Annotated in this window: 21 protein-coding genes; 11 read left to right on the plus strand and 10 right to left on the minus strand. The window is 34.6% G+C overall.

Going from position 1 to position 22,833, the window contains the following annotated elements; all coding sequences use genetic code 11:
* Positions 1 to 126: 126 nt before the first annotated feature.
* Both HM990_RS03790 and ffh read right to left on the minus strand, forming a co-directional pair.
* Positions 127 to 498, minus strand: coding sequence for a four helix bundle protein (locus HM990_RS03790; RefSeq protein ID WP_178987665.1), 372 nt, complete (start codon positions 496 to 498; stop codon positions 127 to 129).
* Positions 499 to 576: 78 nt separating this feature from the next.
* The gene (ffh, locus tag HM990_RS03795; RefSeq protein WP_178987666.1) at positions 577 to 1,908 is read right to left on the minus strand and encodes a signal recognition particle protein; all 1,332 of its coding nucleotides are present in this window, start codon (positions 1,906 to 1,908) and stop codon (positions 577 to 579) included.
* A 348-nt stretch (positions 1,909 to 2,256) separates the two neighbouring features.
* Between ffh and HM990_RS03800 the strand changes: the two genes are divergently transcribed.
* Entirely contained in the window at positions 2,257 to 2,889 is a 633-nt protein-coding gene (locus HM990_RS03800) for a 7-carboxy-7-deazaguanine synthase QueE (RefSeq protein WP_178987667.1), read from the plus strand.
* A gap of 197 nt (positions 2,890 to 3,086) precedes the next feature.
* Here the strand turns inward: HM990_RS03800 and HM990_RS03805 are convergent, their stop codons facing one another.
* A complete protein-coding gene (locus HM990_RS03805) occupies positions 3,087 to 3,638 on the minus strand; it encodes a DUF2911 domain-containing protein (RefSeq protein WP_178987668.1) in 552 nt (183 codons plus the stop codon).
* 275 nt (positions 3,639 to 3,913) lie between these two features.
* Here HM990_RS03805 and asnB point away from each other — a divergent pair, with 275 nt between their 5' ends.
* The 9 genes from asnB (at position 3,914) to secDF (ending at position 16,582) form a co-directional block, all read left to right on the plus strand.
* On the plus strand, positions 3,914 to 5,578 hold the full coding sequence (gene asnB, locus HM990_RS03810; RefSeq protein ID WP_178987669.1) for an asparagine synthase B: 1,665 nt from the start codon (positions 3,914 to 3,916) through the stop codon (positions 5,576 to 5,578).
* Between the two features lie 307 nt (positions 5,579 to 5,885).
* A complete protein-coding gene (gene gyrB / locus HM990_RS03815; RefSeq protein WP_178987670.1) occupies positions 5,886 to 7,835 on the plus strand; it encodes a DNA topoisomerase (ATP-hydrolyzing) subunit B in 1,950 nt (649 codons plus the stop codon).
* Positions 7,836 to 7,990: 155 nt separating this feature from the next.
* Complete coding sequence (locus HM990_RS03820) at positions 7,991 to 9,007, plus strand: DUF6588 family protein (protein ID WP_178987671.1); 1,017 nt, start codon at positions 7,991 to 7,993, stop codon at positions 9,005 to 9,007.
* A 208-nt stretch (positions 9,008 to 9,215) separates the two neighbouring features.
* On the plus strand, positions 9,216 to 10,142 hold the full coding sequence (locus HM990_RS03825) for a malate dehydrogenase (RefSeq protein ID WP_178987672.1): 927 nt from the start codon (positions 9,216 to 9,218) through the stop codon (positions 10,140 to 10,142).
* A gap of 110 nt (positions 10,143 to 10,252) precedes the next feature.
* Positions 10,253 to 11,356: an acyltransferase family protein gene (locus HM990_RS03830; protein ID WP_178987673.1), complete on the plus strand. Its 1,104-nt coding sequence runs from the start codon at positions 10,253 to 10,255 to the stop codon at positions 11,354 to 11,356.
* Positions 11,357 to 11,432: 76 nt separating this feature from the next.
* Entirely contained in the window at positions 11,433 to 12,089 is a 657-nt protein-coding gene (locus HM990_RS03835) for a DUF4412 domain-containing protein (RefSeq protein WP_178987674.1), read from the plus strand.
* Positions 12,090 to 12,198: 109 nt separating this feature from the next.
* On the plus strand, positions 12,199 to 12,558 hold the full coding sequence (locus HM990_RS03840; RefSeq protein WP_178987675.1) for a hypothetical protein: 360 nt from the start codon (positions 12,199 to 12,201) through the stop codon (positions 12,556 to 12,558).
* 171 nt (positions 12,559 to 12,729) lie between these two features.
* Positions 12,730 to 13,341 carry a hypothetical protein gene (locus HM990_RS03845; protein ID WP_178987676.1) on the plus strand — a complete coding sequence of 204 codons (612 nt, stop codon included), beginning with the start codon at positions 12,730 to 12,732 and terminating at the stop codon, positions 13,339 to 13,341.
* Between the two features lie 181 nt (positions 13,342 to 13,522).
* Positions 13,523 to 16,582 (plus strand): protein translocase subunit SecDF, encoded by a 3,060-nt coding sequence (gene secDF, locus HM990_RS03850; protein WP_178987677.1) that lies wholly within the window; start codon positions 13,523 to 13,525, stop codon positions 16,580 to 16,582.
* A gap of 126 nt (positions 16,583 to 16,708) precedes the next feature.
* On the opposite strand, the gene HM990_RS03855 is transcribed toward secDF, so the two are convergent.
* The 7 genes from HM990_RS03855 to folE form a co-directional block, all read right to left on the minus strand.
* Positions 16,709 to 17,059 carry a hypothetical protein gene (locus HM990_RS03855; protein ID WP_178987678.1) on the minus strand — a complete coding sequence of 117 codons (351 nt, stop codon included), beginning with the start codon at positions 17,057 to 17,059 and terminating at the stop codon, positions 16,709 to 16,711.
* A gap of 62 nt (positions 17,060 to 17,121) precedes the next feature.
* Positions 17,122 to 17,985 (minus strand): alpha/beta hydrolase family protein, encoded by an 864-nt coding sequence (locus HM990_RS03860; RefSeq protein ID WP_178987679.1) that lies wholly within the window; start codon positions 17,983 to 17,985, stop codon positions 17,122 to 17,124.
* Positions 17,978 to 18,481, minus strand: a complete 504-nt coding sequence (locus tag HM990_RS03865; protein ID WP_178987680.1) for a DUF192 domain-containing protein — start codon at positions 18,479 to 18,481, stop codon at positions 17,978 to 17,980. Before HM990_RS03865 ends, HM990_RS03860 begins: the two co-directional genes overlap by 8 nt.
* A complete protein-coding gene (gene lgt / locus HM990_RS03870; RefSeq protein ID WP_178987681.1) occupies positions 18,481 to 19,308 on the minus strand; it encodes a prolipoprotein diacylglyceryl transferase in 828 nt (275 codons plus the stop codon). Before lgt ends, HM990_RS03865 begins: the two co-directional genes overlap by 1 nt.
* A gap of 65 nt (positions 19,309 to 19,373) precedes the next feature.
* Positions 19,374 to 19,607 carry a membrane protein insertion efficiency factor YidD gene (yidD, locus tag HM990_RS03875; protein WP_178991810.1) on the minus strand — a complete coding sequence of 78 codons (234 nt, stop codon included), beginning with the start codon at positions 19,605 to 19,607 and terminating at the stop codon, positions 19,374 to 19,376.
* A 342-nt stretch (positions 19,608 to 19,949) separates the two neighbouring features.
* On the minus strand, positions 19,950 to 21,428 hold the full coding sequence (gene cysS, locus HM990_RS03880; RefSeq protein WP_178987682.1) for a cysteine--tRNA ligase: 1,479 nt from the start codon (positions 21,426 to 21,428) through the stop codon (positions 19,950 to 19,952).
* 56 nt (positions 21,429 to 21,484) lie between these two features.
* On the minus strand, positions 21,485 to 22,162 hold the full coding sequence (gene folE, locus HM990_RS03885) for a GTP cyclohydrolase I FolE (RefSeq protein ID WP_178987683.1): 678 nt from the start codon (positions 22,160 to 22,162) through the stop codon (positions 21,485 to 21,487).
* A 196-nt stretch (positions 22,163 to 22,358) separates the two neighbouring features.
* Here folE and HM990_RS03890 point away from each other — a divergent pair, with 196 nt between their 5' ends.
* Positions 22,359 to 22,820, plus strand: a complete 462-nt coding sequence (locus HM990_RS03890) for a hypothetical protein (RefSeq protein WP_178987684.1) — start codon at positions 22,359 to 22,361, stop codon at positions 22,818 to 22,820.
* Positions 22,821 to 22,833 lie beyond the last annotated feature (13 nt).

Here is a 22,833-nt window from a genome sequence, read left to right on the forward strand (position 1 = left end):
AGTCGCAGTCGCAGTCGCAGTTTTCAGTTGCTTAATCTTGCTTTTTAGTTTTAAGTCGCAGTCTCTTCCGATAACTATCGTGATCAGTTACTTACTGTTGAGAATTAAACTCATCTTCAAAACAATTTACCCTTCTTTTACTCCGAATTTACCTGGGTTATTAATCATGTAATTTATTAATTTACCTATTTCAATTCCTTGATTTGATAAATTATTATGTTGTTCAATTGTTAGATAGTCACAGTTCAGTGTAAAATCTAACCATGTATTGGTCTCAGAATTTTCGCCATCAGCATCAGTCAATTTACTAATAAAATGTTTAGGATATCTCCTTTTCCTATAAGCTTCAGCAATATTAGCATTAACCGAACGAGAACTTCTTCTAATTTGATCTGTTAAAGAATAAGTTTCTTCTTTTGGAAATGTCTTTGAAATTTCAAAAATTAACATTGCTAAATCAAATGCTTTTTGATAAGCCAGTAATTTCTTAAAATCCATAAATCTTATCTTTTACTATCTCTTCAAAGGATACATCTGAAAACTGTGACTGCGACTGTAAACTAATTACCGCAAACTTTATTTAGGCATATTCTGCATCATCTGCATCATACGTTTTCCGCCACCACCTTGCATCATTTTCATCATTTTACTCATTTGTGTAAACTGCTTCAAAAGTTGATTCACTTCTTGAACCGATGTTCCTGAACCTTTTCCTATTCGCTTTTTACGACTTGAATTTATAACCGACGGATTAGCGCGTTCTTCTGGCGTCATGGAATGAATAATGGCTTCGATACCTTTAAAAGCATCATCATCTATATCAATATCTTTCATCATTTTTCCTGCACCAGGAATCATACCAACAAGATCTTTCATGTTACCCATTTTCTTGATTTGCTGAATCTGTTTTAAGAAATCATCAAACCCAAATTGGTTCTTGGCAATCTTCTTCTGTAATTTTCTTGCTTCCTCTTCATCAAACTGCTCTTGTGCACGTTCAACTAAAGAAACAACATCTCCCATTCCTAAAATACGATCTGCCATACGTGATGGATAGAAAACATCAATCGCTTCCATCTTCTCACCAGTTCCAATAAATTTAATGGGTTTATTAACGACAGACTTAATGGAAATCGCTGCTCCACCTCGAGTATCACCATCTAATTTCGTTAAGATGACACCATCAAAATTTAAAATATCATTAAAGGCTTTTGCGGTATTCACAGCATCTTGACCTGTCATGGAATCGACCACAAACAACGTTTCTTGCGGCTGAATGGCTTTATGAATGTTCGAAATTTCGGTCATCATCGCTTCATCTACTGCCAAACGACCAGCGGTATCAATAATCACTACATTGTGACCGTTGGCTTTTGCATGAGCAATACCAGCTTGCGAAATCGCAACAGGATCATTATTTCCTCTATCACTAAAAACCTCAATTCCTATTTGATCACCTACAACATGTAATTGATCTATTGCAGCAGGACGATAGACATCACAGGCCACCAATAAAGGTTTCTTCGTTTTTTTGTTTTTTAAATAATTGGCCAGTTTACCAGAAAAGGTTGTTTTACCAGAACCTTGTAAACCAGACATTAAAATGACACTCGGATTACCAGAAAGATTAAGACCTTCGGCATCGCCTCCCATGAGTTCGGTTAATTCGTCCTTAACGAGTTTTACCATTAACTGACCTGGCTGCAATGAGGTCAATACATTTTGACCTAGCGCTTTTTCTTTGACACGAACGGTAAATTCCTTTGCAATTTTAAAGTTAACATCGGCATCTAAAAGCGCACGTCTCACTTCTTTTAAAGTTTCAGCAACATTTACTTCCGTTATGCTACCATGACCTTTTAATACGTGTAACGCTTTATCTAACTTATCACTTAAATTATTGAACATATTTATCAGTATTCAGTCCTCAGTCTGCAAGTTGGCAGTCTGTGGCATTATAATTAAGGTGCAAATTTAAGAATTTAAGAGGGAATTATGAACGTGTTTATTAAAAGAGTTGAGAAGAATATTGCCAAATGACTCACAGCAATTGAAATATAAATATTTGAAAATAACGTTATACTAATGAAAAGTGTAACACATGAAAGTGATATGAAAAATGTATAATTTCGATTAAAAAATATCAAAAAAATAGACCTAATTGAGATTTTGAGTGTTTACTGGAATTTTTAATTTTCACTTTTTTACTAAAAACTGCAATTGGGACTGTAAACTAAATAACTATCTTTGCAACTTATGACAAGAAGAGAACGACAAGAATTAATAGATAAGGGACTATTGCTGCCCTTAATGGAGGAATTTTATACCATTCAAGGCGAAGGATTCCATAAAGGAACTGCAGCTTATTTTGTTAGAATTGGTGGTTGTGATGTTGGTTGCCATTGGTGTGACGTAAAGGAAAGCTGGTTGGCAGAATTACATCCACCTACTGAAACTGAAAAAATCGTTGAAAATGCGGTGAAATATAGCGATACTATCATTGTTACTGGAGGCGAGCCGTTGACTTGGGATATGGGACCATTGACGGAACAACTGAAAGCAAAAGGTGTGCAAACACATATTGAAACTTCTGGAGCTTATAAGCTAACGGGTCAATGGGATTGGATTTGTCTCTCGCCTAAAAAAATGAAATTACCAACAGAAGAAGTTTACGAAAAAGCACACGAACTTAAATGCATTATTTTTAATAATGATGATTTTAGGTTTGCTGAGGAACAAGCTGCAAAAGTAAATAAGGATTGTATTTTATATCTTCAGCCAGAATGGAGTAAACGTGATAAAATGATGCCACTAATTGTGGATTATGTTATGGCGAATCCTAAATGGAAAGTGTCCTTACAGGCACATAAATATTTGAATATACCGTAAAATTAGTTTACGGTCTCAGTTTGTCCGTACCGAAAAGACACGTTCGGGCGGGTCTCAGTCCTCAGTCCTCAGTCAAAAAAAGTTGTAAAAAAAGTTCTGATTGTAAGGAATACAACAAGAACTTAATATTTTTCTCACGACTCACGACTCACGACTCACGACTCACGACTCACGACTCACGACTCACGACTCACGACTCACGACTTTATGGTAAATGGAAAAGCAACTCTTAAAGTTCCCCAACCGATGTGCATCGTTACGCCATTGTCAGATTTGTCAAACGCAATTGAAAAAGCTTCCAGAGCTTCTCGGGTCTTTAATAACGGCACAGTAAAACGCGCTACATCATTTTTTTCGTCATAAAAATAACTTCCCCAAACGTTAATATCCGTGCTAATAATTGCAGTCCATTCGTTTTCATCAGGAATTAAATAAAATGTATAAGTACCAGGCTCAATGGTTGTATCTCCCAGTTTCATCGCTTCATAAAATGTGATTTCTGCAGCTTCATTGGCACCTGTTCGCCATACTTTACCTTTTTCTGCTAATTCCTCTACAGGGCGACCTTTCAATTGCGGACGACTATAAGTGATTTTAACCAGTTTGTCAGACTCCTTATAGTCTGATGGGAAAGCAGCCACATCCATAGGGCTTTTGTCTAAATCCTTAAATTCTTGTGATTGTGCATTAAATGTAATAAACATTGTAAACGCAAAAGTAACTGCTGCAATAAGTTTTAAGTTTTTCATAGTTAGAGTTAGTTATTAAAAATGATTTATAAAAATAACGGATATAAAATAAGTTAGTCAAAATTAAATACTAAAATTTACAGATTTAAAGTTAAACTATCGATTTTTAGCTAAAACCTTTGATTTGGTTGTTAATATCATTTTTATTGTTTCAATATGTAACTAATAACGATATTTGTGTTTATAATATGAAAGTTTTAATTCATATTTGTACCAGAATTAATAATAACAATGGGCTGAACATCTTATAGCCTAATTAAAAAGATAATAAAGTTATGTGCGGAATAGTATGTGCGTTTGATATAAAACAAAAAGTTGAAGACTTAAGACCTCAGGTTTTAGAAATGGCAAAATCCATTCGTCATCGTGGACCAGATTGGAGCGGAATTTATAGTGATGATAAAGTGGTAATGGCTCACGAACGTTTAGCAATTGTTGATCCTGCTTCTGGAAAACAACCTTTATTGAGTCCTGATAAGAAATTAATCTTAGCAGCTAATGGTGAAATCTATAACCATCGTGCTATTAGAAAGCAGTTTGAAGGCAAATACGATTTTCAGACTGAAAGTGATTGTGAGGTTATTTTAGCTTTATATCAAGAAAAAGGTGTAGATTTTGTAGATGATATGAATGGTATTTTCGGATTCGCGATTTACGACGTTGAAAAAGATGAATATTTTATCGCTAGAGACCACATGGGAATTATTCCTTTATACATCGGTTGGGATAAAAACGGCACCTTTTATGTGGCTTCAGAATTGAAAGCTTTGGAAGGTATATGTACTAAAATTCAATTATTTCCTCCAGGACATTATATGTCTAGTAAAGATGGCGAATTTGTAAAATGGTATAAACGCGATTGGACAGAATACGATGCCGTAAAAGATAACGAAACAAGTATTGCAGAAGTAAAGCAAGCACTTGAAGATGCGGTACACAGACAATTAATGAGTGATGTGCCTTATGGTGTTTTATTGTCTGGTGGATTAGATTCTTCAGTAACTTCGGCTATTGCTAAAAAATATGCACAAAAACGAATAGAGTCAGATGATACTACTGATGCGTGGTGGCCACAATTGCACTCGTTTTCTGTAGGATTGGAAGGGTCTCCAGATTTAGCTGCGGCTAAAAAAGTAGCGGATCATATTGGTACGGTTCATCATGAAATAAAATTCACCATCCAAGAAGGGTTGGATGCTATAAAAGATGTCATCTATAACATCGAGACTTACGATATTACAACGATTCGTTCTTCAACACCAATGTATTTAATGGCACGAGTTATTAAATCCATGGGAATTAAAATGGTATTGTCTGGTGAAGGCGCCGACGAGATCTTTGGTGGTTATTTATATTTCCATAAGGCGCCAAATGCAAGGGAATTTCATGAAGAAACGGTTCGTAAATTGGATAAGTTACATATGTATGATTGTTTGAGAGCTAACAAAAGTTTAGCGGCTTGGGGCATTGAAGGGCGTGTGCCATTTTTAGACAAAGAATTTATGGATGTGGCCATGCGTATCAATCCAAAAGATAAAATGATCAATGGCGAACGCATGGAAAAATGGGTCGTACGTAAAGCCTTTGAAGACATGATTCCAGAAAGCGTAGCCTGGAGACAAAAAGAACAATTTTCTGATGGTGTAGGATACAGTTGGATAGACACTTTAAAAGAGTTGGTTGCAGAAGAAGTAACCGACGAACAACTGGCGAATGCTAAGTTCCGATACCCAATTAATACACCTCTAAACAAAGAAGAGTATTATTACCGATCTATTTTTGAAGGTCATTTTCCAAGTGATGCGGCTGCTTTGAGTGTACCACAGGAAGCAAGTGTAGCTTGTAGTACAGCAACGGCATTAGAATGGGATGAGGCTTTTAAGAACATGAATGATCCAAGTGGTAGAGCAGTAGCTAAAGTGCATGATAAAGCGTATTAGATAAACGATAAAAAAGCTTTTTAATGTCCTATAATTTAAAACGAAAACATCAAAATCTCGCTTCTGCGAGATTTTGTATTTTAAACATGTTTTTTTTAGATTAAAAAATCATCAAAATCAATTTTAAACCACTTTTTAGACGTTTTAAGCCACTTTTAAGTAATTAACAAATGTTGATAATTATCAGCTTCAAACGGTAAAAAGCTTTCAGGAAGCACTTTAAAATCGTATATTTGTTAGTATTCAAAAATGATACACTAGTGTCATTTTTTTATGCCTTAAATCGAACTAAAATTTATTCAAGATAATGAGCGAAAAAAGAGAAGAGTTTAATAAGGATAATTATTCAGCAGATAGTATTCAGGCATTAGAAGGCATGGAGCACGTACGTATGCGTCCTTCCATGTATATTGGAGATGTTGGTACACGTGGTTTACACCATTTGGTTTATGAGGTGGTTGATAACTCCATTGATGAAGCTTTGGCTGGACATTGTGATAATATCACCGTAATTATCAACGAAGATAATTCTATTACCACAGAAGATGATGGTCGTGGTATTCCTGTAGATTTACACAAAAAAGAAGGCGTTTCTGCGCTGGAAGTGGTCATGACCAAAATTGGAGCAGGTGGAAAATTCGATAAGGATTCCTATAAAGTTTCTGGTGGATTACATGGTGTTGGTGTAAGTTGTGTTAACGCCTTATCTGAGCATCTTAAAGCAACGGTTTATAGAAAGGGAGAGATTTGGGAGCAAGAATACGAACGAGGTAAAGCCATGTATCCCGTAAAAAAAGTGGGATCAACGGATAAAAGAGGTACGATTGTAACGTTTAAGCCAGACCCAACAATTTTTACACAGACGTTAGAATATAACTACGATACTCTAGCAAGTCGTTTACGTGAATTGGCATACCTTAATAAAGGGATTACCATTCATTTAATTGATAAACGTCATAAAAAAGAGGATGGGGAATTTGAAGGGGAAACATTTCATTCTGAAGAAGGCCTTAAGGAATTTATTAAGTTTTTAGATGGTAATCGTGAGCCTTTAATGAAAGATGTTATTGCCTTTGAAGGTGAAAAGAATGGCGTTCCTGTTGAGGTAGCTATGGTTTATAACACCTCCTATGCTGAAAACTTACACTCGTATGTAAACAATATCAATACACATGAAGGTGGGACACACCTTTCAGGATTCAGACGTGGTTTAACACACACGCTTAAAAAGTATGCCGACGAATCTGGAATGTTAGATAAGTTGAAGTTCGATATTGCTGGCGATGATTTCCGTGAAGGTTTAACCGCTATTGTATCGGTAAAAGTACAGGAACCACAATTTGAAGGCCAAACAAAAACCAAATTAGGAAACCGTGAAGTTTCTGCAGCTGTGAGTCAGTCAGTTTCTGAAATGCTAACGGATTATTTGGAAGAGCATCCAGATGATGCTAAAGTAATAGTCCAGAAAGTGATTTTGGCAGCCCAAGCGCGTCATGCAGCGCAAAAAGCGCGTGAAATGGTGCAACGTAAAACCGTGATGAGTATTGGTGGTTTGCCGGGTAAATTATCGGATTGTTCTGAACAAGATCCTGCAAAATGTGAAGTATTCCTTGTTGAGGGAGATTCGGCAGGTGGAACAGCTAAGCAAGGTCGTGATAGAAAGTTTCAGGCTATTTTGCCATTAAGAGGTAAAATTCTGAATGTCGAGAAAGCCATGACGCATAAGGTTTTTGAAAACGAAGAAATCAAGAATATTTTTACAGCACTTGGTGTCACTATCGGAACGGAAGAAGATAGTAAAGCGCTAAATCTGTCAAAATTAAGATATCATAAAGTCGTGATTATGTGTGATGCCGATATTGATGGTAGCCACATTGCAACATTGATTTTAACCTTCTTCTTTAGATATATGAAAGAATTGGTTGAAAATGGACACATATATATTGCAACACCACCATTATATTTGGTAAAGAAAGGGGCTAAGAAGGAATATGCTTGGTCAGATAAAGAACGTGATGCTATTATGAAAGAGTTTGGTGATAACTCAAAAATCCAACGTTACAAAGGTCTTGGTGAGATGAACGCAGAGCAACTTTGGGATACAACAATGAATCCTGAGTTTAGAACATTGCGTTTGGTACAGATTGATAATGGCGTTGAGGCAGATCGTGTGTTCTCAATGTTGATGGGAGACGAAGTCCCGCCACGTAGAGAGTTTATTGAAAAGAATGCTATTTATGCTAATATCGATGTCTAATTAGGCATTTTTAATAAGTAATAAAAGGCAATTACATTATTATGTAGTTGCTTTTTTTTGATCCAATCTCACGATAAAATGCAATAAAAAACGATAAAATACCGTTTATATGCATATTTTAATATATTTGCTATAACAACTATAATCTTAGCCTCATGAAAAAACTAGCTTTTTTAACAATCCTATGTTTTGCAACTATAGTATCCAAAGCACAAAACGATATCGATGTATTGCTTGCAGGTGGTATTGAAGATGCAAAGCGTTTTACAAATGATTATTTAGCTCCAGGTACCAATGGATTAATGCATAGTATGAATGCCAATTGGTTTAATTCCGCCAAAGTCAAACCTTTGGGAGGATTTGAAATTTCAATAATAGCTAATGCGTCTATGGTTAAGGATGAGCATAAAATGTTTAATTTAAACACTGAAGACTATACTAATGTAGAGTTCGCTCAAGGGCCAAGTTCACAGATGGTCTCTTCCGTATTAGGCGAAAATAATCCAGCAATATTTGTTGAAGTGGAATATGATGATATCATATTTGGAAGTCAAACCGCTACCATAGAATTACCAGAAGGAATCGGTTCTGGAAGTGCCAATTTATTGCCTACGGCTTTTTTACAAGGCGCATTGGGCATTAGCAGTGGCCTGGAACTAAAGGCACGATTTGTTCCAAAAGTGGAAAACGACGATGTAAGTTTAAGCATGTATGGTGCGGGTTTACAGATGGAATTTACAGAATGGATTCCTGTAAATAATCTATTTCCCGTCGCTATTTCAGGCGTAGTTGCCTATACGCATACAGATGGATCCTATAATCTTACAGAATCTTCTGGTATAGAAGGGGAAAATCAACGCTTAGAGAATGATACCAATACATGGTTGTTTCAAGTATTGGCTTCAACCAAATTACCAGTCATTAATTTTTATGGAGGCGTAGGTTATATTAAAGGAAAATCAGAATCCGATTTATTGGGAAATTATAGAGTAACCGACGGCCTTTTAACTACACAGACTATTGTCGATCCTTTTTCAGTCTCTAGCGAAGTATCTGCGGTAAGAGCAACGATCGGTACAAAATTAAAATTAGGATTCTTTAGATTGAATGCGGAGTATCATCTATCAGAATTTAATGCCTTTTCAGTAGGTCTCAACTTTGGATTTAGATAAGATTTATTTAAGTTTTAAATTCATATAAAAGTACAAGATTTACTCTTGTGCTTTCTTCGTTTACAGCAATTTTATTCGTAAATTTGTAATCGTTTTTAACACGTAGTTTCATATTAAAAAACACATATAATTTTGGAATAGGCTTACGTACTTTTATATAGAGTTTTGGGCGAATTCCATTTAACATTAATTTAAAATAATCAAACAAATGAAAGTAACCGTAGTTGGCGCAGGTGCAGTAGGCGCAAGTTGTGCAGAGTATATAGCAATTAAGAACTTTGCTTCGGAAGTTGTAATCTTGGATATCAAGGAAGGTTATGCAGAAGGAAAGGCAATGGACTTAATGCAGTGCGCATCCTTAAATGGATTTGACACTAAAATTACAGGAAGTACGAACGATTATTCCAAAACCGCGAACAGTGATATTTGTGTCATTACCTCTGGTATTCCTCGTAAACCGGGAATGACGCGTGAAGAGTTAATTGGTATTAACGCAGGTATCGTAAAAACAGTATCTTCAAGCTTAGTGGAGCATTCTCCAAACACCATCATCATTGTGGTAAGTAATCCAATGGATACAATGACCTATTTGGTTCATAAGACAACAGGCTTGGCAAAACACAGAATTATAGGAATGGGAGGCGCATTGGATTCCGCACGTTTTAAGTACAGATTGGCAGAAGCGTTAGAAGCGCCAATTAGTGATGTGGACGGTATGGTAATTGGTGGACATAGTGATACAGGTATGGTGCCCTTAATTTCCCATGCGACACGAAACAGTATTAAAGTTTCTGAGTTTTTATCAGAAGAGCGCTTAAACCAAGTGGCGGAAGATACTAAAGTTGGTGGTGCAACCTTGACCAAATTATTGGGAACTTCAGCTTGGTATGCGCCTGGAGCAGCTGTTAGTGGCTTAGTGCAGGCAATTGCATGCGATCAAAAGAAGATGTATCCATGTTCTACTTTATTGAACGGTGAATACGGTCTTAGCGACTTATGTATTGGTGTTCCAGTCATTTTAGGTAGAAAAGGTATCGAGAAGATTGTAGATGTTCCTTTAAGTGCTGCTGAAAAAGAACATATGCAAGCAAGTGCAGAAGGTGTTAAGAAAACTAATGGCTTATTGGAATTGTAAAACTTTTTTTCAATATAAAAAAAGGGGGTTGTTGTCAAACAAGCCTCTTTTTTATTTTAAAGATTTTTATGTCCTCAAAACTGTAAATGTTATGATTTTAACCTTAAAAGATGCCTTATATAAACTCTTTTAACCATTATAGAGCGTTAGCCATAGTGCTGATTGTTGCAGCTCATTCCAGAACCATGGCAGATTTAGGTTCTAGCACTTTCATTAATAAATTTATCATTAATGGTATTGCCGGAGCAACTATGAATTTTACGTTTATTTCGGGTTTCTTGTTCTATATCGTGATATATAAGCGATTTGAATATTCAGTTTATGTGAAAAACAAGTTTAATCAATTATTAAAACCGTATTTAGTCTTATCTGTTATACCCATTGTGATAAGTATATTAACATTACCTAATTTTTGGGATCATTCATTTACATTATCAATACTAGGGCATCATCCATTTGTGTCTGGTTCGATATCTGTTTTGAAATACCTAGTTAGTGGTGCGCACGTAATAGCATATTGGTATATACCTTTTGCATTGCTAATGGCATTGATGTCTCCTTTACATATTGCATTTATAAAACTCTTAAATCATAAGTGGCAAATTATAATCTTTTTAGTGTTTTTAATAATCGCATCCATAGTTCATCGTCCACATACGCGTTCAGATGTTTTTCAGAGTGTTCACACCTTAATATATTTTACGCCATCTTTTTTATTCGGAATTGTTTGTGCTATTCATAGAGAGAAAATATATGCTAAGTTAAAAGGAAAGGAAGTGTATTTATTGGCTGCTGCCATTTTCTTTATTTTGTTGCAACTTTATTTTGGAGATGTGGGTCTTTATAGTAAAAGTGACATATTCTCCTATAATGGATTCGATCTATTAGCATTTAAAATGGTTTTTTTATGTCTGTTTTTGATGGTATGGTTACATAGATTTGAACATATTAAAAATACTTGGATTACTATTTTAGCAAACACGAGTTTTGCCATTTTTTTTCTTCATGTTTACATTCTAAGGGGTATTACCTTAACCAGGAGTTATTTTAAAATAGAGTTTGAAAATTATAATTTGCTCATATACGTTATAATGATTACTTTCATTACTTTGTTGAGTGCACTAATTGCGGTCATAGTAAATAAAATTCTACCTAAATATTCTTTGGTTTTAGTAGGTTATGGGAAAAAAAAGAAACGTTTAATGACAAATTAAACAATGACAAGAAACCATGCTGACCTAATTATTGGTAAGGTATTTGTCTTAATAATAATTATAAATAAATAAAAACATGAAAAAAATATTAATTCTAAGTATTGCATTGCTATTAAGTCTTATGATAAATGCACAAGAGAAAATTGAAGTAGGTATTATGACCTTGACACAAACCATATCTAGTGATAATGAGCAAATGAATACGCAGCTGAAAAGTATGGGCGAGACCAATTCCACATCGTACTTTAAAGGCGATAAAGCTAGAAATGAAACCAGTAACCCAATGTCTGGGGATATCACCATGATTATTGATGGTTCTACCAAACAAATGCTAATGTTGATGGAAAATCCTTATCAAGGAAAGAAATATACAATGCAATCTATTGAGCCAAATAAGGAAGATTTGGAGGACGTTACCGTAAAAATAGGGGACGAAACCAAAACCATCCTTGGTTATGAATGTCAACAAATAATTGTTACTTTGAAACAAAATGGGCAAGACATGGATATGCAAATGTTTGTAACAGATAAAATTTCTGCAATTAGTCCAAATACAACGGCTATGGGAGATAAGGTAGAAGGATTTCCGCTGTATTTCACAATGACAACGAATCAAATGGGAGTAACTATGACCGTGAGTAGTGAGGTTATAAGTATAGAACAAGTAGATGTACCAGATGAGAAGTTTGATATGACTCCTCCAGAAGGATATACAAAGATGGAAGGCATGTAAAGTGGCCTTGTTGTTTAAACAAAATATATATACTATTGGAAATACTCTCGTATGCTGACGAGGGTATTTTTTTGTAACTTTTCTACCCTATTAAATCCTTAACTGAATCGTGAAGAAGAAAAAAATATTGGCGCTATTATTATTTGTTATAGTTGGTCAACTCGTAGCTTTTACGCTTTGTTATTTTACCGACTTAAAATATTCTTTCTTTTATGTGCCAGCTTTGGGAGGTTCATTAGTGAGCTTTATTTTTGGATATAAACCTGATCTTGACTCTATAAAAAGCCACAAACTATTACTGGCCTTATTATTATTTGTTGTAGTTGGTCAACTCGTAACTTTTACGTTTTGTTATTTTACCGAATTAAAATATTCTTTCTTTTATGTGCCAGCTTTGGTGGGTTCATTGGTGGGTTTTATTTTTGGATATAAAGGCAATGTTGACTCTGTAGAAAGTCAGAAATTATAAATGCTCTAGAAGAGACATTCAGAATAAGGATTAAATTCAACTATCCAAGAGTTTGTGTTTATATGAAATATAGATAATTAGATTTTTAGCCTGCCTGTTCGGCAGACAGGCGCACAAAATGACATTAGAGTATACTTTTGAGACACTCTTTTTTTTACCTATATTTGCCGCATGAAAACCAAACTGCATTTTGGGATAATAGTGATACTCTTGGCGTTTTTAGGAACGTTTATAGAGCAAACAACGCTACCAAATCAGCAGATTGTAATTCAGTTTTCGGATAAAGCTGTTACAGCTGAAGATACCGAAAATGCTATTGAAGCGATTCAAAATAAACTACAAAGCATTGGTGTTTCCCAAATTCAAATAGGTCAAACTGAAAATGGTCAATTTAGAATAACCTATCATAGCGATGCTGAGGTTTCACATATTCAAGCGGTACTTTTTAAATCTGAAAATTTCAAAATAGCATACGAGGATTCTAAAAATCCTTCAGATCGACTTCCCGAGAACCAAAGTTCAAATGACTACGAACTTAATATTTCTGAAATTAAGACGAGTAGTAAAGTTAATTGGGATTTCAATAGTGTTCAAATTACCGAGATCAATCAAAAAACCGATCACTCCAACCCAACTAAAGTCGATTATTCAGGAGTTCAAATTCATACAAAACAAAGCAACAACATCATAAATGTTGCACTTTTAGCTAATAATACAGTTGCCATTGCAATTGATAATATTTCCTATAAGATTCCTGAAGTTAGGGCAGGACCAACTTTATAAAAAGGATTATTTAAATCTGAAATAATTCTTACTTCAACATTAAAGCTTTTATCAATCAAAAAGCTAAAAATCAAATTCATAAAAAACATTGTCGGGTTATAGCGTAAACTATATATTTGCGCGCCAGTTCCGATAGCTATCGGAATCAACTAAATATTCGACATTAAATAAAATAATCACAATGCAAAACAAAGGAATAATTAAGCTTTTTGCGCTTTTATTTGGTTTGGTAAGTATTTACCAATTATCATTTACGTTTAAAGCCAATCAAATTGAGGATACTGCCGAACAGGCAGCAGTTGCCAAAATCCCAGAAACCGAAGAGGATTACCAGTCTAAGCGAAACCTAGAGGAAGTACGTTACTTAGATTCTTTAAAAACCACTAAAATACAAGACGGCGAAAAATTTGAGCCAATTGAGGTTTATGATTTAGGTGTAGCAGAATATTCTTATACAGAAGTAGAAAACAATGCCATGAATTTGGGTCTTGACCTTAAAGGTGGTATTAATGTTATTCTTCAGATTTCGGTAAGGGATATTTTAGAAGGATTAGCGAATAATAGTAGAGATCCGATTTTTAACAAGGCTTTGGATGATGCTGAAGAACTTCAAAAAGATGCACAGGAATCTTACTTGGAATCTTTCTTTAGAGCATTTGATGCTATTAAAGGCGATACAAAATTAGCCTCTCCTGATATTTTTGCGAATCGTACGTTAAGTGACGAGATTAAATTCGATATGTCGGATAATGAAGTTAAAGGCATTATTGAAACAAAAATTGATGAGTCTATCGTTTCGGCTTTCGAAGTATTACGTAAACGTATTGATAAATTTGGCGTAACGTCTCCAAATATTCAACGTTTAGGAAACTCTGGTCGTATTCTTTTAGAATTACCAGGCGCTAAGGATATTGAACGTGTTAAGGATTTAGTTACTAAAACGGCTCAATTACAGTTCTGGGAAACTTATAAGACTGAAGAAGTGGCACCTTATATAATGGAGGTCAACCAAGCTTTGGTTGAAGCAAATAAAAAGGAAGACACTCAAGAAGCATCTGATGAAGTGATGGAAGAAACGATCGTTGATCAAGATTCCACTTCAAATGCCATTGATGAATTGACAGGTCAGATGGAAACGGATTCAACTTCGGTTGAAAATGCCTATCCGCTTGGTATTCAGAGCTTCGGAAGAGGTGGTCCGGTGATCGCTGTATTCTTGGCTAAGGATAAAGAGAAAGTTATGGAGCATTTAAATGATCCAAAAAATAGAGCATCATTGCCATCTGATATGCGCTATGTGAAATTTGCTTGGGGAATACAACAAGAAGATTCAGAATATGTAGATCTATATGCTATTAAAGGAAATAGAGATGGTGTCCCACAATTAAGTGGTGCTGTGATTTCGGATGCAAGACAAGATTATGACCAAGTAAGCCGACCAGCCGTGAGCATGCAAATGGATGCAAGAGGTGCTAAAATTTGGGAAGAAATGACCAAAACGGCTTATGAGACGCAAGGTAATATTGCTATTGTACTAGATAATATTGTGTATTCTGCACCGAGTGTTTCTACTGGACCAATTGCTGGCGGAAATTCTCAAATTTCAGGATCGTTTTCATTAACTGAAGCGGTCGATTTAGCGAACGTTTTAAGAGCTGGAAAATTACCTGCTTCTGCGCAGATTGTTCAAGCAGATGAGGTTGGGCCATCTTTAGGTCAAGAAGCTATTGATAGTGGTATGAAATCATTCTTAATTGCATTGGCTTTTGTATTGCTTTGGATGATATTTTACTACGGAAAAGCAGGTGGTTTTGCTGATGTCGCTTTGTTGTTTAACATCTTATTGATCTTTGGTGTATTGGCAAGTTTAGGAGCCGTATTAACCTTACCAGGAATTGCAGGTATTGTATTGACCATAGGTATTTCAGTCGATGCCAACGTACTTATTTTTGAACGAATAAGGGAAGAATTAGCCAAAGGTAAATCGCAAAAAGAATCCATTAAAGATGGTTTCTCTAATGCATTATCTTCAATCTTGGATGCGAATATTACTACAGGTTTAACGGCGTTAATCTTATTTGTATTCGGTACAGGTCCAATTAAAGGTTTTGCCACAACGTTAATCATTGGTATTTTAACGTCTTTATTTACCGCGATTTTCATTACACGTTTACTCGTGGATTGGTACGTTAATAGAGGTGGAAGTTTAGATTTCTCAACAGGAATTACTAAAGGCTTATTTAAAAATATTAACATCGATTTCTTAAGAAAACGTAAGATTGCTTATGTGATTTCTGGAGCTTTTATAGTAGCAAGTTTAGGGTCTTTGTTTGTTGGACCTGGGTTAGATCAAGGAATTGACTTTGTTGGAGGAAGAACGTATCAAGTGCGTTTTGATCAGGATATGAGTGTTGAAGAAGTTAAAAATGATTTGGAAGCAGTATTTGAAAGTGCTGAAGTAAAAACCATTGGTGGGCCAAATCAATTGAAGATTTCTACGAAATATTTAGTTGAAGACAGTTCTATTGAAGCCGACGAAAAAGTACAATCCATGTTGTTTACAACATTGCAAAAGTACCTTCCTGAGGGCATGACCTACCAAGAGTTTTTAGATGGTTCGGGAGACCAAAAAATCGGTAAGATGTTATCGAGTAAAGTAAGTCCAACAATTGCAGATGATATTAAGAAGTCATCAATTTGGGCGATTTTAGGATCTTTAGTGGTGGTATTCTTATATATCTTATTACGTTTTAAGAAATGGCAATTTTCTCTTGGAGCGGTAGCTGCTGTATTCCATGATGTATTAATTGTATTGGGAATCTATTCTTTAACTTGGCGTTTTATGCCATTTAGCATGGAGATTGACCAAACATTTATTGCGGCAATCTTAACCGTAATTGGTTACTCGCTGAATGATACGGTTGTTGTTTTCGATAGAATTAGAGAATATTTCAATGAAAATTTAGGTTGGAAATTCGATACCACAATCAACAAATCGATTAACAGTACCATCAGTAGAACATTAAATACCTCCTTAACCACCTTAGTGGTGTTATTGGCTATGTTCTTGTTTGGTGCAGATTCACTTAAAGATTTATTGTTCGCATTAATCGTTGGTGTCATTGTAGGTACGTACTCTTCAGTATTTATCGCAACACCTATTATGTACGATACAGCTAAAAAAGGAGATGCAACAGATGCACTGAAGAAAAAAGTGAAAGAAGATGTTGAGGAGGCTTAATTCTCTTTAAATAATTAAATAAATCTCACACTGAGCGCCTGTCTGCCGAATAGGCAGGGGGTCGAAGTGTTGATTAAGAATATAAAAAATGCCTTTCTTGATAGAGAGGCATTTTTTTTATAAAAGTTAGCCAATAAGATTTCCAAAAATTATGATAAGAATTATTACTCCAACTATTACAGCAATAAATGTAACAATCAATTTGAATATTTTCTTTTGATCGTCAAAATCTGAAACAAGGTTCGTTTTTACATTCGCAATAATCTTTTTTTTAATAATAATGTCATTTATTTTATCCATATCGGAATCAAGTAAAAAATATCTAATTCCACCACTCAGATTTGATTGTTCGTGGATGTTATAATAGAATTTGATATTGTTGTTTAATAATTGAGATTCGAAAATTATTTGATCTTTCGGTAAGATATACAGTTTATAATGGTCTTGTAGTTTTATATTGAAGTTTGAGTTTGGCATTCAGTTTCTATTTTTAACGTGGCAATTATATTAAACTCTAAGATTATGAATGATTAAATTTTTTAAGAATGCTTTTCAATCCACTCTTGCGTCATCTTCCACAATGAATTTTTAAATTGATGTCTAAAGAACCCAAAATGACCAACATCTGAAATACCCAATTCTTCTGGAATAATATGACGTCTATCCACTTTAGCATTTGCAAATTGCTTAGCTAGCCAATTTACGGAAGCTTCCGATGCAAATTCATCATTTGTAAAACTTAATGCCAGTAAATTTTTATCAAAATTTTTGAATTTAAGATCTTCAAAATTAAACTCACTTAACAAATAGTCCTTGTGTTTTCCCCAACGTCGCCATTGATAAGCCATTTGTTTGGGCAGATTTTCAAAAAGCCCAAATGTCTTTGCAGGAAAATAGCCGAAAAGCGGAGTTAATGTTGGAATCATAATATACCAAAACATAAACATTCTAAAACGTTCAAAACCTTTCCAATGTTTCCAATAACCGCTTTGTGAAGCAACGGTAATTATAGTATCTATTTGAGGCGTCGATTTGTTGAAAGCTAATAGTTGTCCGCCAATACTGTGCGTCACAACTATTATCTTATGGTTTGGGTTCTGCGATTTAGCGTAATTTACAATTGAAGTTTGGTCATTTTCGCCCCAAGCTTTTAAATTAATAGTGTTTTGCTTAAGGTGGGAAATGTCTGGGTTTGATTTTCCAATTCCAGAATAATCAAATGTGTAAACTGTATAACCTAATTCTGAAAAATAGGAGGCAAACTTATAATAGTAACGTTGAAGAACTCCAGTCGCAGAAGAAATAATAATACTCTTATTATTTGAAGTTTGAGGTTTAAAAAAGGTAAGATTTAAATCATGTCCTAAAGGCGTGTTGATATCTAAACCTAGTGGCTCAGTCATTGGTGGAGGTAAAACTTATTTGATCTCCAACTGCCAATTCCCATTCATCAGAAAGTCCTCCGTTGATTTCTAAAACGTACTTTGCAGGAGCTTCAGACGGAAGGGAGGTTTCATTCATTGGCTGTGCGTTCTTTTGAAAACTAACGATGGTTTTATTTTCATCTATATAAATAATATCCAAGGGAATCTTGGTATTCTTCATATAGAAACTTCGCATTTGCACATCAGGAAATATAAACAACATCCCATGATTGGTTTCAAGCTTGGTTCTGTACATTAAACCTGTTTGGGTTTCGTATTCGTCATCCGCAATTTCAATGTCTATAGTTTTTATTATGGAATCGGAATCGGCTTTAATAAGATCTAAAGTCCCTTCTTTCTTAAAATTAACAACGACTTTATCTTCAGGCTTTGTTGTTTTTTCTTCTTTACAAGACGAAAGAAAAACGAATCCAAAAATGACAAGTACAATTATTATGTAGCGTTGAAATTGCATTAACTCAATTTTGTTTTGGGTTTATACATAAACATAAAGTATAATCCAATCAATATAAACGGAATACTTAGCCACTGACCAGTATTTAAATTAAACCAATTAATATATTCATCACCTTGTGATTCTTTTACAAATTCGACAAAGAATCTAACCGTCCAAAGTAACACTAAAAACAGTCCGAATAAAAAGCCTTGTTGTTCCGATTTCTTTGTTTTCCAATAGAAATAAAAGAGAATTAGGAATACAAATATATAGCAGAAGGCTTCGTACAATTGTGCAGGATGTCTGGGTTCCGTTTCACCTAATTGTTTAAATACGACACCGAAATCGCTTCCCGTCTTTTTTCCAATAATTTCAGAATTGATAAAATTACCAATTCTCACAAATACAGCTCCGGAAGCTACAGGAATGACTACACGATCCAAAATCCAAATCACGGTTTTGTGCAAAACTTTTTTATTGTAGAGGTACATGGAAATAATCATACCAATGGCAGCGCCATGACTTGCCAAGCCTTGAAAGCCAGTAAACTCAAAACCACCTGCAAATTTAAAAGGTAAAAAGATGCTTAAAAAATCTTCGGTAATTAATTCTGGTTGGTAAAAAATAACATGGCCTAACCTGGCGCCAAGCATAATCCCTAAAACAGAATAAATGAATAATGAATCAAGGGATTCCTCAGATTCATTTTCATTTTTCCATATACGTTTTGTGATTTGAAAGCCCAAAATAAAGGCAACAATCCACATGAGACTATAAAAGTGAAGTTTAAAAAAACCTAAATCAATAAACTTAATAGGATCCCAATCGATTTGTAATAAAAACATAGATATTCTCTTTATTCGGTAAATATAATATTTTGAAACCTTTTGAAAACCGGATTAACTTAAAATTAGTCTTCTTTCGGAGGAACAGGATCAAAACCACTGCCTCCCCAGGGATGACAACTAAAAATCCGTTTTATGGCCAACCAACCGCCTTTAAAAAAACCATGAACTTCAAGAGCTTCTTTTGCATAATGAGAACATGTTGGTTGATATCTGCAAGTGGCTGGAGTGAAAGGGGATATAACGGTCTGATAGACTTTAATTAAGAAGAGGAAAGGATATGTTAGAATTTTTTTGATGAGTGAAAGCTGTTTAATTGATTTTCTTTGAGTCGTTAGAGAGTTTTGTTATAGACCAAATGCTCTCGGCATACTTTTGTGTAGAACATTATCAAGACATTTAGCGTGTGCACAAACAGACTGTTTGTCATCCGATTCTCTATCAATATTTATCGTAATTTCTATAGCCTTATCAAGCAACAAGTAGTTTCCACAAAAGCAACATAAAACTTCTTGTTCTTTCGTTTTCATATAATTTTTTTCTATTATAAAGTTTATTTTGATTGTTTATTTGAAACGACAAATCAATTCACAGCAGTGAGCGACATCTCAACGACAAACAACCTCACAACTTAACAGTTATTAGAAAGTAAACGTCGTCCCTTCCCGACTATCATTTAATTGAATGCCTGCTTCAGCCAATTCATCTCTAATCTTATCAGACAAAGCAAAATCTTTATTCAGTCTTGCTTCTTTTCTGAGTTTAATTAAAATTTCTACTGCACCAGATAATTTATCACTTCCAGTACTTTCTTTCGAAATATTTACCAAACCAAGAACATCAAAAACGAAGGTTTTAATTGTTTCTTTTAACAATTCTAAATCATCAGATGTGATACTCGCACTTCCATCTTTCACTTGATTGATGAATTTTACACCCTCAAATAATGTGGCAATTAAAATCGGCGTATTAAAATCGTCATTCATCGCGTCGTAACATTTCTGCTTCCATTCCGCAATATTAAATGAAGATGAAGAACTGGTTTTCAACTTATCGATTAAGCCAATGGCATCCATAAATCTGTGGAATCCCTTTTCGGCAGCTGCTAAACCGTCATCCGTTAAATCCAAAACACTTCTATAGGAAGCTTGCATCATAAAAAAACGAATGACACTTGGATTATAGGCTTTAGACATAATATCGTTGTCGCCAGAAAGTAATTCCGCCGGATTAATATAATTTCCAGTTGACTTACTCATTCGAGCGCCATTGAGCTCTAGCATATTGGCATGCATCCAATATTTTACAGGCGCTTGACCTTTTGCGGCTTGGTTTTGAGCAATTTCACATTCGTGATGTGGGAATTTTAAATCCATTCCACCACCATGAATATCAAAGTAGTCACCCAAATATTTAGTACTCATAGCAGTACATTCTAAATGCCAACCTGGGAAACCATCGCTCCAAGGTGAAGGCCAACGCATAATATGGGTAGGTTCTGCTTTTTTCCAAAGGGCGAAATCCTGTGGGTTCTTTTTATCACTCTGACCATCAAGTGCACGCGTATTATGAATTAAATCTTCTAACTTACGTTTGCTTAAAATACCGTATTCGTTGGATTCATTGTACTTGTGAACATCAAAATAAACTGAACCATTAACAATATACGCGAAGCCATTATCAATTATTGATTGAATCAGTTCAATTTGCTCAATGATATGACCCGTAGCAGTGGGTTCGATACTTGGTGGTAAAAAATTAAATGTGTTGAGCACGTTATGAAAATCCACCGTATAACGTTGTACAATTTCCATAGGTTCAATAGCTTCTAATCGTGCTTTTTTCGTGATTTTGTCCTCACCAATATCGCCATCATTTTCTAAATGTCCAGCATCTGTGATATTTCGGACATAACGCACTTTATAACCTAAATGTTTAAGATATCGAAAAATCATATCGAAAGACATAAATGTCCTCACATTACCCAAATGGACGTTGCTATAAACGGTTGGTCCACAAACGTACAAACCTACATAGCCGTCAGCTATAGGTTGAAAAATCTCTTTTTCTCCTGAAAGGGTATTGTATATTTTTATTTGTTGTTGATTAAATAGAGACATGATGAGCTTTTGAAAAATGAATCAATTAATTGAATTTGCTAATTGGGATAAGCACTCTAAAAATGTGTGTCCAGTTTAATATAGTCTAAAAACTCTCTTCTCGTTTCTTTTTCCTTGAATTTACCTCCAAATTCTGAAGTGACTGTACTGCTTTCAATATCTCTAATACCACGAGAGTTCACACATAGATGTTTGGCATCAATGACACATGCGACGTCTTCAGTATTTAAAACATTCTGAAGTTCTTTTACAATTTGAATTGTTAAGCGTTCTTGAACCTGTGGTCTTTTAGCAAAGTAATCAACAATTCTATTCATTTTAGAAAGTCCAACAACAGTTCCGTTAGAAATATAGGCCACATGTGCGCGTCCAACTATAGGTAATAAATGATGCTCACAAGTTGAATAGACCGTGATGTTTTTTTCAACTAGCATTTCACCATATTTGTATTTATTGTCAAATGTGGATGCGCTTGGTTTTTTATCAGGATCTAAACCACCAAAAATTTCATTGACAAACATTTTTGCAACTCTATTAGGTGTTCCTTTTAAGCTATCGTCACTCAAGTCTAGTCCTAAAGTTTCTAAAATATGTTTAACATCATCTTTAATGATATCAATTTTATCATTTCGAGAAAGTTTAAAAGCATCAGCTCTCAAAGGGGTTTCGCTAGAAGAACCTATGTGGTCATCTCCTAGGGCATCAATATCATTAAAATCACTTTCAATTTTCATTGTAAAATAATTGGTTATCTATTCTTTAAAACGAAATGCAAAGATAAACAATAAAAATAGTTTCATTGAGGTAGGAGTTTTATAATTAAGACTGTTATATATATAAACTCGTTCAAGTGTCAATATCATTGACGAATTAACACCTGTTTGATTTTAATTTTATTAATTTTCGAAATTCTAAAATTTTGATTTTACCATGAAAAAATTACACCTTATTCTACCTTTATTATTTTTTAGTATAGCGACTTTTAGTCAAGTTAAAACTGGCACCTCAATTCAATATCCAGAAAATGTTGAAGCTCCTCTTACGAAGAAGGAAAAGGCTATGATTGAAGACGTATATCAATCTAAAACCAAGGAGTTGGTTTATGATAATGAGCAATTTTTAAAAGATATAAAACACCTCTTAAGAAATAGAATTACAATTTACAAAGATAGTAATCCTAAAACTCAGAAAAAGGGTATGTTACTTTCTGATGCACCTTTATTTAATGAATATAATAAAGATTTAAAACGGGATGTTGATTTCGATGTAGAAGATTTCAATCCTTTGAAATATCAATTGGATTTTTTTGCCAATGGAACTTACGTTTACCGTGTTGACGATACCGATTATTTTATTCAGGTGACTTCACAACATAGAAAAATTAAAAAATAATACGAACTGATAA

Source organism: Winogradskyella schleiferi (assembly GCF_013394655.1).
Taxonomy (GTDB): Bacteria; Bacteroidota; Bacteroidia; order Flavobacteriales; family Flavobacteriaceae; genus Winogradskyella; species Winogradskyella schleiferi.

Bases quoted from the DNA above. Each gene is read 5' to 3' on its own strand.
- secDF (WP_178987677.1), top strand. From the start codon at position 13,523: ATGCAAAACAAAGGAATAATTAAGCTTTTTGCGCTTTTATTTGGTTTG.
- HM990_RS03805 (WP_178987668.1), bottom strand. From the start codon at position 3,638: ATGAAAAACTTAAAACTTATTGCAGCAGTTACTTTTGCGTTTACAATG.
- HM990_RS03800 (WP_178987667.1), top strand. From the start codon at position 2,257: ATGACAAGAAGAGAACGACAAGAATTAATAGATAAGGGACTATTGCTG.
- HM990_RS03890 (WP_178987684.1), top strand. From the start codon at position 22,359: ATGAAAAAATTACACCTTATTCTACCTTTATTATTTTTTAGTATAGCG.
- HM990_RS03835 (WP_178987674.1), top strand. From the start codon at position 11,433: ATGAAAAAAATATTAATTCTAAGTATTGCATTGCTATTAAGTCTTATG.
- HM990_RS03825 (WP_178987672.1), top strand. From the start codon at position 9,216: ATGAAAGTAACCGTAGTTGGCGCAGGTGCAGTAGGCGCAAGTTGTGCA.
- folE (WP_178987683.1), bottom strand. From the start codon at position 22,162: ATGAAAATTGAAAGTGATTTTAATGATATTGATGCCCTAGGAGATGAC.
- HM990_RS03860 (WP_178987679.1), bottom strand. From the start codon at position 17,985: ATGACTGAGCCACTAGGTTTAGATATCAACACGCCTTTAGGACATGAT.
- asnB (WP_178987669.1), top strand. From the start codon at position 3,914: ATGTGCGGAATAGTATGTGCGTTTGATATAAAACAAAAAGTTGAAGAC.
- gyrB (WP_178987670.1), top strand. From the start codon at position 5,886: ATGAGCGAAAAAAGAGAAGAGTTTAATAAGGATAATTATTCAGCAGAT.
- HM990_RS03820 (WP_178987671.1), top strand. From the start codon at position 7,991: ATGAAAAAACTAGCTTTTTTAACAATCCTATGTTTTGCAACTATAGTA.
- HM990_RS03865 (WP_178987680.1), bottom strand. From the start codon at position 18,481: ATGCAATTTCAACGCTACATAATAATTGTACTTGTCATTTTTGGATTC.
- HM990_RS03830 (WP_178987673.1), top strand. From the start codon at position 10,253: ATGCCTTATATAAACTCTTTTAACCATTATAGAGCGTTAGCCATAGTG.
- cysS (WP_178987682.1), bottom strand. From the start codon at position 21,428: ATGTCTCTATTTAATCAACAACAAATAAAAATATACAATACCCTTTCA.
- lgt (WP_178987681.1), bottom strand. From the start codon at position 19,308: ATGTTTTTATTACAAATCGATTGGGATCCTATTAAGTTTATTGATTTA.
- ffh (WP_178987666.1), bottom strand. From the start codon at position 1,908: ATGTTCAATAATTTAAGTGATAAGTTAGATAAAGCGTTACACGTATTA.
- HM990_RS03855 (WP_178987678.1), bottom strand. From the start codon at position 17,059: ATGCCAAACTCAAACTTCAATATAAAACTACAAGACCATTATAAACTG.
- HM990_RS03845 (WP_178987676.1), top strand. From the start codon at position 12,730: ATGAAAACCAAACTGCATTTTGGGATAATAGTGATACTCTTGGCGTTT.
- HM990_RS03790 (WP_178987665.1), bottom strand. From the start codon at position 498: ATGGATTTTAAGAAATTACTGGCTTATCAAAAAGCATTTGATTTAGCA.